The following is a 15,717-nucleotide window of genomic DNA, read 5'->3' as shown; positions in this document are numbered from 1 at the left end:
GCTTCGCAGAAACTTCGTTTTCTGCAGAAACTCCGTTTTCAGGTAGCCTTTATGACTTTCACCCTTCCCATCCTGCTCGCCTCCTGCTTTGCCGCCGCCTTCTTCGGCATCCTGCTGATGTGGCTGTGGCTGCGCGCCCGCCGGCAGGCCGAGCAACACGGCTGGCAGCAAGAAACCGACCGGCTGCAACACAGCCTCGCCCTCCAGCAGCAAATGCAGCAGCAGGGCGCGCAGCAACTCAGCCAAACCGCCCAAGCCCTCGCCGAAGCCCGCAGCCAGCTTGCCGCCGCCCAACAGGCCGCGCAGGGCTACCAAGCCCGCCACGCCGCCGCCGAGCAATCCGTGCAACACCTCCAGCGCGAACGCAACGAGCTCGCCGAGCGGCAGCAGCAGCTGCAAAGCCGGCTCGCTGCCGAGCAGGAAGAAAGCGAAAGCCGGCAAAGCCGCGCCGTGGCCGCCGAACAATCCGTGCAACACCTCCAGCGCGAACGCGGCGAGCTTGCCGAGCAACAGCAGCAGCTGCAAAGCCAGCTCGACAGCGCCCGCCAAGAGCTCGCCGCCAGCCGCCTGCAACACCAGCGCGTGCAAACCCAAATCGAACAGCAGCAGCAAGCCCACGCCGAGCAGATCGCGCTTTTAAACGATGCCCGCCAAAACCTGAGCGAACAATTCCAAAACCTCGCCAACCGCATCCTCGAAGAAAAAAGTCAGCGCTTTTCCGAGCAAAACCGCAAAGAGCTCGACCAGCTGCTCCACCCGCTCAACGAAAAGCTGCAAGGCTTCAGCCAGCTCGTGCAAAACACCTACGAAAAAGAAGCCAAAGAGCGGCTCACCCTCGAAAACGAGCTCAAACGCCTCCAGCAGCTCAACGCCCGCCTGCACGACGACGCCCAAGCACTCACCCAAGCCCTCACCGGCAGCCGCAACAAAAGCCAAGGCAACTGGGGCGAAATGATTCTGGAAAAAGTGCTCGAAAGCTCCGGCCTCACCAAAGGCCGCGAATACGAAGTGCAGAGCGGCGGTCGCCACATCGAAGAAGACGGCAGCAGCCGCTACCTCCAGCCCGACGTGATCGTGAAGCTGCCCGACCGCAAACACATCATCATCGATTCCAAAGTTTCCCTCACCGCCTACGTGCGCTACACCCAGGCCGACAGCCCCGAGCAGGCCGCAGCCGAGCTTGCCGCCCACCTCGCCTCCGTGCACCAGCACATCAAAGAGCTTGCTGCCAAGCCCTACGGCGAGATAGAAGGCATCGAATCGCCCGATTTCGTGTTGATGTTCGTGCCCGTGGAGCCCGCCTATCTCTTGGCCTTGCAGCAAGATCCCGAATTGTTCCAAACCAGCTTCGAGAAACGTATCGTGCTCGTCGGCCCCAGCACGCTCCTGGCCACCCTGCGCACCGTGGCCAACATCTGGCGTTATGAAAACCAAAACCGCAACGCCCTGCAAATTGCCGAAGAAGGCGGCAAGCTCTACGACAAATTCACCGGCTTCGTGGACACCCTGGAAAAAGTGGGCAAAAACCTCCAGCAGGCGCAAGACAGCTACCAAACTGCCTACAAACAGCTCTACAGCGGGCGCGGCAACCTGATCGGCCGCGTGGAAAAACTGCGCCAGATGGGCGTGAAGGCCGGCAAACGGTTAGACGAAAAATTGGTGGAGCAAGCCGGCGCCGAAGCCCTGCCCGAGCCGCAGGAAGAAACGGCAGGCGGAACCGCCGAAGAATAAACGCCGCGCAGCAGCCAAAGGCTACCTGAAAACGACGTTTTGCGAAGCAAAGCGGAGTTTCTGCGAAGCAAAATATTCCCGCCCCGCAGCAGCAGGGATTTTCAGGTAGCCTCTATCTCCCTGCTCGGGCTACCTGAAAATGTAAAAGGAGAGAAACATGAAAATAAGTAGGGATATGGAAACCGGCATATCGCTGCTGTTGCTGTTTCTGGGCTTTTTCGGCTATTTGGGCTTTCTCATTTATTGGATAGTCGAGCTGAAAAAGCTGCATCTGCCGCTCAACGGCCTGATGGCGTTTAATTCGCGTGCCGGCATCGTCGCGGTGAGCATTGGTCTGCTGATCACAAAATGCCTCGCGCGTTTTTATTTCCAAAAAAGACCCGACATCCAAGACGCCTACACTTTCGACAGCAAACCGGTGTGGTGCTTGGATAAGGTTGTGAAAGTATGTACAGGCATCGCTTTGGCCTCTATGCTGTGGGTGATTCCCTTTCGGGCGGCTTATTTTTTCAGGTAGCCTGCAATGGTAGGGAGAAAAGCAGCCTCGGAGATACGGGGCGATTAGTTGGAAGTTGCCTGCGTTCCACACACCTAATCAAACAGGCTGCCCCTGCTGGAAATACAGTTGATACTTTTCAAAAGCATCCTGCCATATCAAATGTCGGTTGGCCGTGAGCGTGGCCAGGATAATCTGCACCAATTTGTTTTGATCTTGTTCGGCGATTTCGTTTGCGCCACAATAAGTTTTGTGCAGCTGCTTGAGCGTTTCGCTATCGGGCGGATTGAGCGGTATTGCTTGATTTTTGTCTATCGCGCAATAACCAAAGCCATCAAATGAAACAGCGTGCAAGCACAGGCATTGTTTGTTGGCGGCAACGAAATCAACACCGATGCTGCCGGAGAAAAAATGATAATCGCCAGAACGGAATTGGGGAACGGGGCAGAAATGGTGTTCATCAGATAACATGATTCTCTCTGTCTTATGCAGCTGTTTTAAAAACATTTTAGTATACCCAATCTTTGGACTGCCTGAAACCGCCCTCTCTTTCCCGAAGCCTTTCCAGTCCGGCAAAACACGAAGCCTAAGCACGATACAAAACAAATTTCAAATCGCCGACACATCATTTTTCAGGTAGCCTCTGCGTGGGCAAGGAGGCTACCTGAAAATCCCAGCAGCAGCAAAAGCCGCGCCCGTATCACGCCGCGCCCCGCCTGCGCTACAATACCGCCCTTTCCCCTTCCGCCCCCTTCCCCATGCTCCGCCCTTCCCGCCTCAAATGGTTTTCCGCCCGTATGCTGGCCGCGCTGCCGATGTTTGTGAGCGTGAGCACCGCCGTGCTGGCCGTGTGGTATTGGCAAAAGCCGCTGATGTGTATGCCGCTGGTGCTCGGCGTGATTGCCGGCGCGCTGGTGGATTTGGACAACCGCCTCACCGGCCGCATCAAAAACGTGCTGCTCACCATCGCCGCCTTCAGCGTGTCCTCGCTCGCCGTGCAACTCACCTTCGGCCGGCCGCTGCTCTTCCTCGCAGCCATGACCGCGCTCACCTTTATCTTCACCCTCTCCGGTGCCGTCAGCCTGCGCTACCGCACCATCTCCTTCGGCACGCTGGTGGTGGCGCTCTACACCATCCTCACGCTCAACCACAGCATGGCCTGGTATGCCAACACCCTGCTGATTTTGTGCGGCACCCTGCTCTACAGCGGCAACACCCTGCTGCTGCACCTCATCCTGCCCCACCGCCCCGTGCAAGACAGCATGGCCGCCGCCTATGGCGAGCTGGCCGCCTACCTCGACATCAAAGCCCAATTCTTCGACCCCGACGACACCGAGCAGCTCGAACAGCGCCAAATCGAGCTGGCCATGCAAAACGGCAAAGTCATCGCCACCTTCAACCAAGTGCGCAACGCCCTGTTTTACCGCATGCGCGGCCAACACCGCCACCCGCGCACCACCCGTATGCTGCACGACTACCTCGCCGCGCAAGACATCCACGAGCGCGCCGCCTCCAGCTACATCGGCGAATACCGCCGCTTCGTGGCCAATCTCAGCCACAGCGACCTCATCTTCCGCATCCAGCGCCTCATCGAATGGCAGGCGCAGGCCTGCCGCGACACCGCCCAAAGCCTGCGCCAAGGCCTCGAGCCGCCCGATAACGCCAAGCTCGGCAAACTGATGGACGGCATCCGCCGCTCCCTGCAACACCACCAAGCCGACCCCGCCGCCGCCAATCCCGATTTGCCCCGCCTGCTCGACAACCTCGGCGGCATAAACTACCAGCTCACCCACCTCGCCCGCATCCAAAGCCCCGCGCCCGACGGCGGCAACAGCGAGCAAACCCGCATCTTGCGCGAAGAGGCCGGCGGCTGGCGCCACATCGCCGGCATCCTGCGCAGCCATTGCCATTTCGATTCCGCCGTATTCCGCCACGCCGTGCGCCTGTCGATTGTCGTATCCGTGTGCATCGCCCTGGTGGAAAGCCTCAAGCTGCCCATGGGCTACTGGATACTGCTCACCGCCGTATTTGTGTGCCAGCCCAACTACTCCGCCACCAAAAGCCGCCTCGCCCAGCGCATGGCCGGCACCCTAGCCGGCGTGGCTGCCGGCTCCCTGCTGCCCTATTTCACCCCCTCACTGCCCACCCAGCTTGCCGTGGTCGCCCTTTCCAGCACCCTGTTTTTCTTCTTCCGCACCAACAAATACAGCTACTCCACCTTCTTCATCACCATCCAAGCCATCACCAACCTCTACATCGCCGGCCTGCACGGCGCCGACGCCCTGCCCTGGCGCCTGCTCGACACCCTCATCGGCTGCGGCATCGCCTGGTGGGCCGTTTCCATGCTCTGGCCCGACTGGCACTACCTCTCCCTGCCCCGTACCGCCGGCCAAGCCCTCGCCAGCCACGCTGGCTACCTGAAAACCATCGCCTGCCAGCTGCAAAAAGGCAGCCACAGCGACGATACCGCCTATCGCAGCGCACGCCGCCGCGCCCACGAAAGCGCCGCCCAACTCAGCAGCACCCTCTCCGACATGTCCGGTCAGCCGCAAAAATACGCCGCCCACCTGCCCGGCGGCTTCACCCTGCTCAAAACCGTATACGCCCTCAGCGCCTACATCTCCGCCCTCGGCGCCTACCGCCACCGCCTCAGCACCGAGCAAGCCGACCCCGCTTTCCTCCAAGCCTTCCGCACCGCCGCCGAGCACACCGCCGATTTGCTCACCCGCCTGCCGGAGCTGCCCAGCCAAGATTTTCAGGTAGCCTATGCCGCCCTGCAGCAGCAGCTCGAACGCCTCCGCCCCAACGAATGCAGCCCCCTGCCCACCCGCACACCCTGTGGCAACAACTCCGGCTCATCGCCAAACTCCTGCCCCCCGCCCACCAAGCCCTGCACGCCGAAACCGCCCCGCCGCTGCCGAACCAAGCAAACGACACCCCGCCGTCAGCCGCTAACCCGCCCGGCACAATATAGTGGATGAACAAAAACCAAGGCTGCCTTGCCTCGCCTTGCCGTACCGTCAGCGGCTTCGTTGCCTTGTCCTGATTTCCGTTCATCCACTATAAAAGGCTACCTGAAAAATATTTTTCAGGTAGCCTTTTTCCCGGGCGGGCCAGCCGCTGCAAATCTGCCCAAACCTTATTTCTGGTTCGCCTCCAGCGCTTCCTGCAAGGCCTCTTTCGGCATATAGCCGGCCACGATTTTGCCGTTGGGGAACACGATGGTGGGCGTGCCGTTGAAGCCGAAGTGGTTGCCCAGCGCCATGGTGTCGCGCACGGGGTTGTCGCAGCCGGCGGATTCGGGCGGCACGGTGCCTTTGCGCATCCAGCCGGTCCAGGCGGCGGTGCGGTCGGGGCTGCACCAGATGCGGATGGCTTTGGCCTCGGCGGCGGGGTGCAGGTCGGGGATGGGCATGAGGAAGTTGTAGATGGTGATGTCGGTCATCTGCTCGAATTCTTTTTCCAGGCGGCGGCAGAAGGGGCAGTCGGGGTCGGAGAACACGGCCACTTGGAGCTTGCCGTTGCCGCGCACTTCTTTGATGGCGGAATCGAAAGGCAGGGCGACATAGTCGATGCGGTTGAGCTCGTCGCGGCGGGCTTCGGAGAGGTTGCTGCGTTTGTTTACGTCAATCAGGTCGCCGGTAAACATATAGCCGCCGTCGGCAGTCATATACACCAGCTGGTTGTCGTTGAGGAACACTTCATACAGGCCGCTCACGGGGGCGGGGGATACGCTCAACACTTCAATGCCTTGGTTGCCGTAGGTTTGGGTGAGCTTGCTGCGGATGGCGGCTTCGGGGCTGCCGGCGGGCGCGGATGCGGCGGCGGGCTGGGAGGCGCCTTGGGCGGCGGGCTGGGCGTTGCAGGCGGCCAGGGGCAGCAGCAGCGCCAGCATGATGGTGGAGAGGGTGTGTTTCATGGGTTTGTTCTCGTTGGAAGGGTTAAAACGCGGGCATTATACAGAAATCTGCACGGGATGGTTTTCAGGTAGCCTGTTTGCGGCTTGAGGCTACCTGAAAAATCTTCCGCGCATAAAAACTAGGCTTCGGGATGAGTTTGCTTTGTCTGTTTGTGGCGGCGATACCGAGAGATACCAAGGATAATGCCCCACAGAATTAATATGAACAGCCAAATCGGCCAAAGGAACATCGGCCATACCAGGTTGTAAATTGAACCGGGATAGTAACTTTCAAATTGTAAGGGAGGATTGCCGATTAGGGTAACACGCTCCCCTGCCAATACCGGGCTGACTTTTTCCACGGTAATGCTGCCTTTATTCCAGCCGGGGCGTTCGTGCAATTGGCATGTGGGGACAAAGTAGAATGCTTTACCGCTTCCATCGGCCGGGGTACTCAATTGTCGGCATTGCACGTGGTAGCCCATTGTGCTGGTTGGCAAAGCCTGATAGCGGCAGGTTTGGCCGTTTAAGCTGATGGCAACGTGCACCGGCTCGCCGGGGTTGTTGAAACGCAAGATCCAGTGGGTTTTCCATTCCTCCGTATCATCGTTATTGGTGCTGTATTCCCCTAGCTCCGGCCGATTGGATTCAGCATAAAAACATTGCCGATACCAAACCTTTTCCGTGCTAAACGGTCGGAACACCCCAAATTCGGCCGTTTCTCCTTGGCGCAATACCATTTCGGTGCCGCTGGATGATGTGGACAACATAAACAAGCCCATCATCACGCCAAATACGGCCACTGCCGCCAGCCAAATCTTCACCGACAGCGACATCTTGTTCTTGCTGCCCATATCGTGTCTTTCTATGGTTTCCACGGATTTCCGTATCCTACACCCTCCCCGCTCAGCCCAACAGCCCCGGCCAGCGTGCCAGCACGCGTTCCACCGCGTCGCTTTGGCGCAGCAGTTCGCGCTGCCATTGCGCGGCGGCGTGCTGCCACTGCGGCAACTGTTGCAGCAGCGCCCGCCAGCATTCGGCGCGGGCGGCGGGAGCGAGCGCGGCGGCGCCGTTCAAATCGTCGGAAAGGGCCGGGTGGGCGGCAGGCAGCGGGGCATGCCCGGCAGCTTTGTGCCAGAAGGCGTGCAGCTTGGGCAGATGCGCCTGCTCGGCCTGCGGATAGATGTGCCACAACAAGGGCTTGCCGGTGAGCTGGGCGCGCACGAAGCTGTCTTCGCCGCGCACCAGCGCCACGTCGGCCAGCCACAGCACGGCGTCAAACTCGGCCTGCGGCACAAAGCCAATGCGGACAAGGCGCACCGCGCCGGCCTGCCACACGTCGCCGACCCGGCGAAGGGCGTGCGCGGGAATGGCGCCGGCTTGGCGCAGGCTGTCGATCACCTGATGATCGGCCAGCCACACTTCTAGCGGTTCGCCCGCCGCCTGCCAAGCGGCCAGCCAATCTGCCCACACGGCGCCGGCATAGCCGAAGCAGAAGCAGCGCACGGCGGAGCCCGAGTTTTCAGGTAGCCCCAAACGTTGGCGCAGGGCGGCTTGGGCGGCGGGGCTGGCAAGAAAGGCCTGCTGTTTTTTCAGGTAGCCTGCTTCGCGCAGCAGGCCGCCGCTGTGCTCGCTGAAGCCCATCAGCCAAAAGTATTTTTCGCTGCCGTCGGCTTGCAGCGAGGGCTTGCCGTGCATGGCTTCGGCCCAGGGCTCGGCGCTGAGGTATTCCCAGTTGAGCCACAGCGGGCGGTGGGCGCGGACGGCGGCGAGCGCGGCGGGTGGCAAATCGCAGCCGAAGGTTTCCACCACCAGCGCGGGCGCGGCGGCGGCCAGCTCGGCGGCAATGCTTTCGGCAGCATCATCCTGCCAATGGTGCAGGCGGATAGGCTCGGGTGGCGGGGCAGCACCGAGCAGCTTGGCCAGCGCGGCGGGGCTGTCGTGCCATAAGGCTATCTGAAAACCGGCTTCGTGCAGGCGGCAGGCCAAGCGCCACGACATGCCGATGTCGCCGTAGTTGTCGATTACGCGGCAAAACAGCCAGGCGGCGGGCTGGAAACGGGGGGATTGGGGCACGATGTTCCTTGCTTGGGCAAAAATTCAGACGGGACGGGAATTTACGTTATCCGCGCCGCCTGTCAAGCTTTTTGGCGGAAATTTTTTCGGTTTTCCCACAACGGGCTAAGCAGCGCGCCGCCGGATTGGCGCAAAGGCTCAATTCTCGGGCTTGACAAGATTTATTTACACTTAACTCGTTGATATACATAAAACTCATAAAAATTGGCCATTTTTTATGCAAGCTAAGCGGAGGCCTGATTTATCAGGCAATCCGGCGCTTCCCACAGGGTTTTCCACAAAGTTTTCCACAGCTTTTGTGGGTAAGGTAGAAAGCTGCGGGCGGCGCGATTTTTTGGCAGATTATTGCCTTCCCCGCGCCGGCGGCGGGGTGGGGCATCGGCGGGGAGGATGGGGCGGAAAACCTCCCCTTTCAATCAAGCCGAAGCAGCTAAGCTTGGCGCTGGGATTGGCATTTTCAGGTAGCCTGTTGCCGCCCAAAAGGCTACCTGAAAAACATACTGCGCCGCCATCCGCCTTTTGCCGCGCCGCCGATTCGGCTACCATAAGCGTCGTTTGATCCGAAAGCCTCCTCCCATGACCTTCCAACAATGGCTGCAACAAAGCGGCCTGCCCCGCGCCGAAGCGCGCCTGCTGGTAGAAGCCGTGTGCCGCCTGCCCCATGCCCGCCTCATCAGCCGCGGCGGCGACCCCGTGCCGCAGCCGCAACTGGCCGTGCTCAACATCCTGGCCGCGCGCCGCCGCCGAGGCGAGCCGATGGCCTACCTGCTCGGCAGCCGCGAGTTTTACGGCCGCCCCTTCCGCGTCTCCCCCGCCGTGCTGATTCCGCGCCCCGAAACCGAGCTCTTGGTGGAAGCCGCGCTCGAGCGCCTGCCGCCCGGCGGCCGCCTGTGGGACTTGGGCACCGGCAGCGGCATCATCGCCCTCACCGTGGCGCTGGAGCGGCCCGACGCCGCCGTGCGCGCTTCCGACATCAGCCCCGCCGCGCTGGCCGTGGCGCAGGCCAACGCCGCCGCGCTCGGTGCCAATATCGAATGGGCGCGAGGCTCTTGGTTTGCCGCCCTGCCCGCCACAGAAGGCCAGTTTGACATCATCGCCAGCAACCCGCCCTACATCGAAGCTGCCGACCAGCATTTGCAGCAAGGCGACCTGCGCTTCGAGCCCGCCGCCGCCCTCACCGATTTCGCCGACGGCCTCAGCCACATCCGCACCCTCGCCGCCCAAGCTCGAGGCTACCTGAAACCCGGCGGCTGGCTGCTGCTCGAACACGGCTGGAACCAAGGCGCCGCTGTGCGCGCCATCCTCGCCGAACACGGCTGGCAGCAAGTGGAAACCCTGCCCGATTTGGCCAGGCTGGATCGGGTGAGCATCGGGCAGAAGGGGGCGGAGTAAGCCGTTTACGACAAAGGCATATCCTTGCCTGCGGCATTCGCCAGCCTGGCCGGATTCCCCATGCTGCCTGCCGCCCGCTACCCGGTGCCACCAATTACAGCACCGCTTTCGTTTCCACCAAATTCCCACGCGCCGCCTATATCAAGGCTTTAGGCATCGTCCACCCGGTGCAGTCGGTGGTGCGCTGCTGCGCCTTCTCCATCCTGGCTTTCGGGCTAGCTGTGTTTGGCGGTTATACCGGTGCCTACATGCTGCTGATCGCCATCGGCGCAGTTACCTTGGTGCTGATTTGGCTAACCGACCTCACTCCGGTGAAAGAACAGTAGTTTTTGCCACAACCTGCTTACAGATAAAGGAAATATCATGAGATTAAAAGACAAAATCGCCATCGTTACCGGCTCAAGCTCAGGCATCGGCGCAGAAATCCGACGGCACCACCGGGCAGGTGCTGGTGGTGGACAACGGCATCACCTTGTAAACCGCCTGCATAAAAGGCTACCTGAAAGCGTCAGCTTCAACGAAGTTAAAACGATGTTTTGCAAAGCAAGACTGGGTTTATGCGAAGCTAAATTTTCAGGTAGCCTTTAATCAGCTTGGGTGGAACTATTTAACCACGGCCATGGCGACTCAAAACATAGCGTGCCGATCAGAGTAAACGAAGGTCGGAGGCTTCCCTCCACTGCTCCGCGCCTGCCCTAGGCAAAAGAAAGGCTACCTGAAAACCTACAAACGGTTTTCAGGTAGCCTTTTGAGTTCAAGCGGCAAACAATCGGGCGATTATTTGTCGTCTTTCACTTCTTCAAACTCGGCATCCACTACGTCGTCGTTGCCTTTTTTGCCTTGGCCGGCGCTCTCGGCGGATTGGCCGGGCTGGTCGGCCTGGGCCTGTTTCTGGGCATCGGCATACAGCATTTCACCCAGTTTCTGGCTGGCTTTGCCCAGCTCTTCGGCTTTGGCGTCGATGGCGGCTTTGTCGTCGCCTTTCACGGCTTCTTCGGCTTCTTTGATGGCGGCTTCGATTTTTTCTTTCTCAGCTGCATCCAGTTTGTCGCCGTAGTCGGCCAGGGATTTCTTCACGGAGTGGATCAGGGCTTCGGCCTGGTTGCGGCTCTGCACCAGCTCGTGCAGTTTTTTGTCTTCTTCGGCATTGGCTTCGGCGTCTTTCACCATGCGTTCGATTTCTTCCTCGCTCAGGCCGGAAGAGCCTTGGATGGTGATGTTGGCGGCTTTGCCGGTGCCCTTATCTTTGGCGGACACGTGCAGGATGCCGTTGGCGTCGATGTCGAAGGCCACCTCAATTTGCGGCATGCCGCGCGGGGCGGGGGCGATGTCGGTGAGGTTGAATTGGCCGAGCGATTTGTTGGCGGAGGCGCGTTCGCGCTCGCCCTGCAACACGTGGATGGTTACGGCGCTCTGGTTGTCTTCGGCGGTGGAGAACACTTGCGAAGCCTTGGTGGGGATGGTGGTGTTTTTGTTGATGAGCTTGGTCATCACACCGCCCATGGTTTCGATGCCGAGGGAGAGCGGGGTAACGTCGAGCAGCAACACGTCGCTGCGGCCGCCGCCCAGGACTTCGCCCTGGATGGCTGCGCCCAAGGCCACGGCTTCGTCGGGGTTCACGTCTTTGCGCGGCTCTTTGCCGAAGAAGTCTTTCACGGTTTCCTGCACTTTGGGCATGCGGCTCTGGCCGCCCACCAAAATCACGTCGTCGATGTCGTTCACGCTCAGGCTGGCATCTTTGATGGCGGTGCGGCAGGGAGCGATGGAGCGCTCGATCAGGTCTTCCACCAGGCTTTCGAATTTGGCGCGGGTAATCTTCATGGCCAAGTGTTTCGGGCCGGTGGCGTCCATGGTGATGTAGGGCAGGTTTACTTCGGTCTGCTGGCTGCTGGAAAGCTCGATTTTGGCTTTTTCGGCGGCTTCTTTCAGGCGTTGCAGCGCCATCACGTCGGTTTTCAGGTCAATGCCTTGGTCTTTTTTGAACTCGGAAATGATGTAGTCGATCAGGCGTTGGTCGAAGTCTTCGCCGCCGAGGAAGGTGTCGCCGTTGGTGGAAAGTACTTCAAACTGTTTTTCGCCGTCCAAATCGGCGATTTCGATGATGGAAATATCGAAAGTGCCGCCGCCGAGGTCATACACGGCGATTTTGCGGTCGCCTTTGGCGCCTTTGTCCATACCGAAGGCCAATGCGGCTGCGGTGGGCTCGTTGATGATGCGTTTCACGTCCAAGCCGGCGATGCGGCCGGCGTCTTTGGTGGCCTGGCGCTGGCTGTCGTTGAAATAGGCGGGCACGGTGATGACGGCTTCGGTCACGGTTTCACCCAAATAGGCTTCGGCGGCCTGTTTCATTTTGCGCAGCACTTCGGCGGAAATCTGCGGCGGAGACAATTCTTTGCCCTGTGCTTCCACCCAGGCGTCGCCGTTTTTGGCTTTGACGATTTGGAAGGGCATCAGGTCGATGTCTTTCTGCACTTCTTTGTCTTCAAACTTGTGGCCGATGAGGCGTTTCACGGCGTAGATGGTGTTTTTGGCGTTGGTCACCGCCTGGCGTTTGGCCGGGGCGCCCACGAGGATTTCGCCGCCGTCGAGATAGGCGATCACGGAAGGGGTGGTGCGCGCGCCTTCGGCGTTTTCGATTACTTTGGTCTGGCCGTTTTCGGAAATGGCCAGGCAGGAATTGGTGGTACCCAAGTCGATACCGATAACTTTTACCATAATGGATAGCTCCTTAATTTAGTAGATTGGACCTTTGCGGAATCTGCGGATGGGCAAAGGCTTCTGATTTAGACGGCACCTTTGGGGGCGCTTTAACTTGCCCTGTAAATGGGATTGGCCGTTTTTTTTTCAAGAGAGCGGGTGATTTTGCTTGTAATGGTTTGATAATGTGTGATTAAAATTTTTCAGGTAGCCTTTTCCCGCCTTATGGCCGGCCGAAAAAGGCTACCTGAAAAATATCCAGCCCTGCCGCCGGAAAGCGCTCGGCGGCGAACCGCAGTATTTTTTACCGCCGCTATTGAAATCCGCACCGAGCGCCCTGATTAAAGATAGCGTTGTTTGCCCGCTGAAAGAAGCGCTGCTGCGGATTTATATTTGCCAAACAAATGTATAGCGCAAATCAATTCGCGCCATTTGAACTATAAATTATGCAAATCGCCGGCCGGCGGCTACAATGCCGGCTGCTGATATAGCTAGCATTCCAACGAGAAATATTTATTTCCCCATCACGCATTACCCACTTTTAAGGAGTCCGATATGTCTTCTATCAACATCAAAACCCGCGACCAACTGGTCGGCCAGCAAGTACCGAACGTAACCTTCCACACCCGTGTGGCCGATTCTTGGAAAGACGTAACCACCGACGAGCTGTTTAAAGGCAAAAAAGTAGTGGTGTTCGCCCTGCCCGGCGCCTTCACCCCCACCTGCTCTTCCAGCCACCTGCCGCGCTACAACGAGCTGGCCGACGCTTTCAAAGAAAACGGCATCGACGACATCCTGTGCGTATCCGTAAACGACACCTTCGTGATGAATGCCTGGGCTGCCGACGAAGAATCCCACAACATCACCATGATCCCCGACGGCAATGCCGAATTCACCCGCGGCATGGGCATGGTGGTAAACGAAGAAGCCATCGGCTTCGGCCCGCGCTCTTGGCGCTACTCCATGCTGGTGGACGACGGCAAAATCGTGGAAGCCTTCGTTGAGCCGATTAAAGAAGGCGACCCTTTTGAAGTGTCCGACGCCGACACCATGCTGAAATTCGTGGCTCCGAACTGGAAACCGCAAGAATCCATCGCCATCTTCACCAAGCCCGGCTGCCAATACTGCGCCAAAGCCAAAGCCGCATTGAAAGAAAAAGGCCTGGCCTTTGAAGAAATCGTGTTGGGCAAAGACGCCAGCATCGTATCCGTGCGCGCCATCACCGGCAAAGTAACCGCCCCGCAAGTGTTCATCGGCGGCAAATACATCGGCGGCAGCGAAGATCTCGACGCCTACTTGGCCAAACACGCCTAAGTTCCCGCTATCCAGTTGCCAAACTAAACCGATAGCACAGCGAGCCGCCCGAGGAGGGCGGCTCTTTTCCCAAAGGCCTTTCAGGTAGCCTGCATCCGGATTTTCAGGTAGCCTCTTTATCAGGATAGGTGTGCCGAATTAAGAACGAAACAAGGCAAACCAACGCCGTATCATCTTAATTTGGAGCAACCATACCCGCCATACAGGCTACCTGAAAGGTCTTCCGCCACTTACCCCACAAGGAAAGCAGACATGAAACACCTCACCGCAGACGTCGTCGTGATTGGCGGCGGCACCGCCGGCATGGGCGCCTTCCGCAACGCCAGCCTCTACACAGAAAATGTATACCTCATCGAAAGCCACGTTTTCGGCACCACCTGCGCCCGCGTCGGCTGCATGCCCTCCAAGCTCCTGATTGCCGCCGCCGAAGCCCGCCACCACGCCCTGCACACCGCCCCCTTCGGCGTGCATCTGGACCAATCCAGCATCACCGTAAATGGCGAAGAAGTGATGGCTCGCGTGAAATCCGAGCGAGACCGCTTCGTCGGCTTCGTGATGGAAGACGTGGAAGCCTGGCCCGCCGAGCGCCGTATCATGGGCGAAGCCAAATTCATCGACGAGCACACCGTGCAAATCGACGACCACACCCAAATCCGCGCCGGCCGCATCGTGATTGCCACCGGCTCGCGTCCCGTCGTGCTGCCGCAATGGCAGGCCTTGGGCGACAAGCTCATCATCAACGACGACGTGTTCGCTTGGGACACCCTGCCCGAAAGCGTGGCCGTGTTCGGCTCCGGCGTGATCGGTTTGGAGCTCGGCCAGGCGCTTGCCCGCCTCGGCGTACGCGTGGAAATGTTCGGCCTGGGCGGCCTCATCGGCGGCATTTCCGACCCCGTGGTGCTGGAAGACGCCCGGGAAATCTTCGGCCAGGAAATCCCGCTGCACCTCAACGCCCACACCGAAACCCGCCTGAATGATCAAGGCCAGGTGGAAGTGGCTTGGATGCAAGACGGCGAAAGCGGCGTATTCACCGCCGATTACCTGCTCGCCGCCATCGGCCGCCGCCCCAATGTGGACAACATCGGGCTGGAAAACCTCAATATCGAAAAAGACGCACGCGGCGTGCCCGTGGCCAACCCGCGCACCATGCAAACCAGCATCCCGCACATCTTCATCGCCGGCGACGCCTCCAACCAAATCCCCCTGCTGCACGAAGCCGCCGACCAGGGCAAAATCGCCGGCGAAAATGCCGGCCGCTATCCCGACGTTCGCCCCGGCCTGCGCCGCAGCCTGATCGGCGTGGTGTTTTCCAATCCGCAAATCATCAGCGTGGGCGCCCGCTTCAGCCAGCTGGAGAAAGAATACGGCGACAACCTGCTCACCGGCCAAGTATCCTTCCGCAATCAGGGCCGCAGCCGCGTGATGCTGGTGAACCAAGGCAGCCTGCGCGTGTATGCCGACCGCGCCACCGGCCGCTTCCTCGGCGCCGAAGGCGTGGGCCCCGCGCTGGAGCACATCGCCCACCTGCTCGCCTGGGCACACCAGCAGCAGATGACCATCCCTCAGATGCTGGATATGCCCTTCTACCACCCCGTGATCGAAGAAGGCCTGCGCACCGCCCTGCGCGACGTGGCTGCCAAGCTGGCCGCCTAAAGGCTACCTGAAAACGACGTTTTGCGAAGCAAAGTGGAGTTTCTGCGAAGCTAAAGCGATGTTTTGACACCGCCGGAGCTGAGCTTCAGCAAAGCGAAAACAAACGGCAAGCGGATTCAATCCGTTTGCCGTTTTTACGCGCCTTGGGTTTGCATGGGAGCAAGCGCGTTTTGCTTGGGGATATTTTTCAGGTAGCCTGCTTCGCTCTATGCAGGCTACCTGAAAATATCGGGATTTATTGTTTGATCAAACCCATAAAACCACGTTTCAGCAAGGCGCCTAGCCCGCAGCTATTTTCAGGTAGCCTCAGGCAGGCGCAGAGGCTACCTGAAAAACGGATTATCTTGTTTATACGGTGCAATCCGCCCGGCGGCGTGTTAGAATGCGCGCCGGTTTCGGGCTGCCTTTGGTTTTTTCAGGTAGCCTGAGCCGATTGTTTATTTTCCCATCCGGCCCTGCC

13 protein-coding genes and 1 pseudogene are annotated in these 15,717 nt (G+C 59.5%); 8 read left to right on the top strand and 6 right to left on the bottom strand.

Features of this window, described 5'->3' with window-relative positions; genetic code table 11:
- The first annotated feature begins 51 nt into the window (after window positions 1-51).
- Complete coding sequence (gene rmuC, locus LG371_RS02315) at window positions 52-1,731, top strand: DNA recombination protein RmuC (protein ID WP_225747639.1); 1,680 nt, start codon at window positions 52-54, stop codon at window positions 1,729-1,731.
- Window positions 1,732-1,888: 157 nt separating this feature from the next.
- Window positions 1,889-2,248: a hypothetical protein gene (locus LG371_RS02310; protein WP_225747638.1), complete on the top strand. Its 360-nt coding sequence runs from the start codon at window positions 1,889-1,891 to the stop codon at window positions 2,246-2,248.
- Between the two features lie 78 nt (window positions 2,249-2,326).
- Here LG371_RS02310 and LG371_RS02305 read toward each other — a convergent pair whose 3' ends face one another.
- Window positions 2,327-2,803, bottom strand: coding sequence for a hypothetical protein (locus LG371_RS02305; protein ID WP_156503432.1), 477 nt, complete (start codon window positions 2,801-2,803; stop codon window positions 2,327-2,329).
- A 221-nt stretch (window positions 2,804-3,024) separates the two neighbouring features.
- Here LG371_RS02305 and yccS point away from each other — a divergent pair.
- Window positions 3,025-5,201, top strand: a pseudogene (yccS, locus tag LG371_RS02300) (YccS family putative transporter).
- A gap of 165 nt (window positions 5,202-5,366) precedes the next feature.
- Here the strand turns inward: yccS and LG371_RS02295 are convergent.
- From LG371_RS02295 to LG371_RS02280, 4 genes are all read right to left on the bottom strand, one after another.
- Entirely contained in the window at window positions 5,367-6,146 is a 780-nt protein-coding gene (locus LG371_RS02295) for a DsbC family protein (protein WP_225747637.1), read from the bottom strand.
- A gap of 119 nt (window positions 6,147-6,265) precedes the next feature.
- A complete protein-coding gene (locus LG371_RS02290; protein ID WP_225747636.1) occupies window positions 6,266-7,003 on the bottom strand; it encodes a hypothetical protein in 738 nt (245 codons plus the stop codon).
- Between the two features lie 28 nt (window positions 7,004-7,031).
- A complete protein-coding gene (gene earP, locus LG371_RS02285; protein WP_225747635.1) occupies window positions 7,032-8,201 on the bottom strand; it encodes an elongation factor P maturation arginine rhamnosyltransferase EarP in 1,170 nt (389 codons plus the stop codon).
- A gap of 342 nt (window positions 8,202-8,543) precedes the next feature.
- Complete coding sequence (locus tag LG371_RS02280) at window positions 8,544-8,747, bottom strand: hypothetical protein (protein WP_225747634.1); 204 nt, start codon at window positions 8,745-8,747, stop codon at window positions 8,544-8,546.
- 30 nt (window positions 8,748-8,777) lie between these two features.
- On the opposite strand from LG371_RS02280, the gene prmC reads away from it, so the two are divergent.
- From prmC to LG371_RS02265, 3 genes are all read left to right on the top strand, one after another.
- Complete coding sequence (gene prmC / locus LG371_RS02275; RefSeq protein ID WP_225747633.1) at window positions 8,778-9,593, top strand: peptide chain release factor N(5)-glutamine methyltransferase; 816 nt, start codon at window positions 8,778-8,780, stop codon at window positions 9,591-9,593.
- Window positions 9,594-9,760: 167 nt separating this feature from the next.
- Window positions 9,761-9,919: a hypothetical protein gene (locus tag LG371_RS02270; protein ID WP_225747632.1), complete on the top strand. Its 159-nt coding sequence runs from the start codon at window positions 9,761-9,763 to the stop codon at window positions 9,917-9,919.
- 37 nt (window positions 9,920-9,956) lie between these two features.
- Entirely contained in the window at window positions 9,957-10,181 is a 225-nt protein-coding gene (locus LG371_RS02265) for a hypothetical protein (protein ID WP_225747631.1), read from the top strand.
- A 189-nt stretch (window positions 10,182-10,370) separates the two neighbouring features.
- Here the strand turns inward: LG371_RS02265 and dnaK are convergent, their stop codons facing one another.
- The gene (gene dnaK / locus LG371_RS02260) at window positions 10,371-12,308 is read right to left on the bottom strand and encodes a molecular chaperone DnaK (RefSeq protein ID WP_225747630.1); all 1,938 of its coding nucleotides are present in this window, start codon (window positions 12,306-12,308) and stop codon (window positions 10,371-10,373) included.
- Window positions 12,309-12,845: 537 nt separating this feature from the next.
- Between dnaK and LG371_RS02255 the strand changes: the two genes are divergently transcribed.
- Entirely contained in the window at window positions 12,846-13,604 is a 759-nt protein-coding gene (locus LG371_RS02255) for a glutathione peroxidase (RefSeq protein ID WP_067589422.1), read from the top strand.
- Between the two features lie 252 nt (window positions 13,605-13,856).
- Window positions 13,857-15,257, top strand: coding sequence for a dihydrolipoyl dehydrogenase (locus LG371_RS02250; RefSeq protein ID WP_225747629.1), 1,401 nt, complete (start codon window positions 13,857-13,859; stop codon window positions 15,255-15,257).
- The last annotated feature ends 460 nt before the right edge of the window (window positions 15,258-15,717 follow it).

The sequence above is a fragment of the Eikenella sp. Marseille-P7795 genome (assembly GCF_916618725.1).
In the GTDB taxonomy this organism is placed as follows: Bacteria; Pseudomonadota; Gammaproteobacteria; order Burkholderiales; family Neisseriaceae; genus Eikenella; species Eikenella longinqua.
Note: the sequence above shows the minus strand (reverse complement) of the source record. Positions and strands in the feature narration are given on the sequence as shown.

Coding starts and splice junctions, on each gene's coding strand:
- prmC (WP_225747633.1), top strand. CDS start 8,778: ATGACCTTCCAACAATGGCTGCAACAAAGCGGCCTGCCCCGCGCCGAA.
- LG371_RS02310 (WP_225747638.1), top strand. CDS start 1,889: ATGAAAATAAGTAGGGATATGGAAACCGGCATATCGCTGCTGTTGCTG.
- LG371_RS02250 (WP_225747629.1), top strand. CDS start 13,857: ATGAAACACCTCACCGCAGACGTCGTCGTGATTGGCGGCGGCACCGCC.
- dnaK (WP_225747630.1), bottom strand. CDS start 12,308: ATGGTAAAAGTTATCGGTATCGACTTGGGTACCACCAATTCCTGCCTG.
- LG371_RS02280 (WP_225747634.1), bottom strand. CDS start 8,747: ATGGTAGCCGAATCGGCGGCGCGGCAAAAGGCGGATGGCGGCGCAGTA.
- rmuC (WP_225747639.1), top strand. CDS start 52: ATGACTTTCACCCTTCCCATCCTGCTCGCCTCCTGCTTTGCCGCCGCC.
- LG371_RS02295 (WP_225747637.1), bottom strand. CDS start 6,146: ATGAAACACACCCTCTCCACCATCATGCTGGCGCTGCTGCTGCCCCTG.
- LG371_RS02265 (WP_225747631.1), top strand. CDS start 9,957: ATGAGATTAAAAGACAAAATCGCCATCGTTACCGGCTCAAGCTCAGGC.
- LG371_RS02255 (WP_067589422.1), top strand. CDS start 12,846: ATGTCTTCTATCAACATCAAAACCCGCGACCAACTGGTCGGCCAGCAA.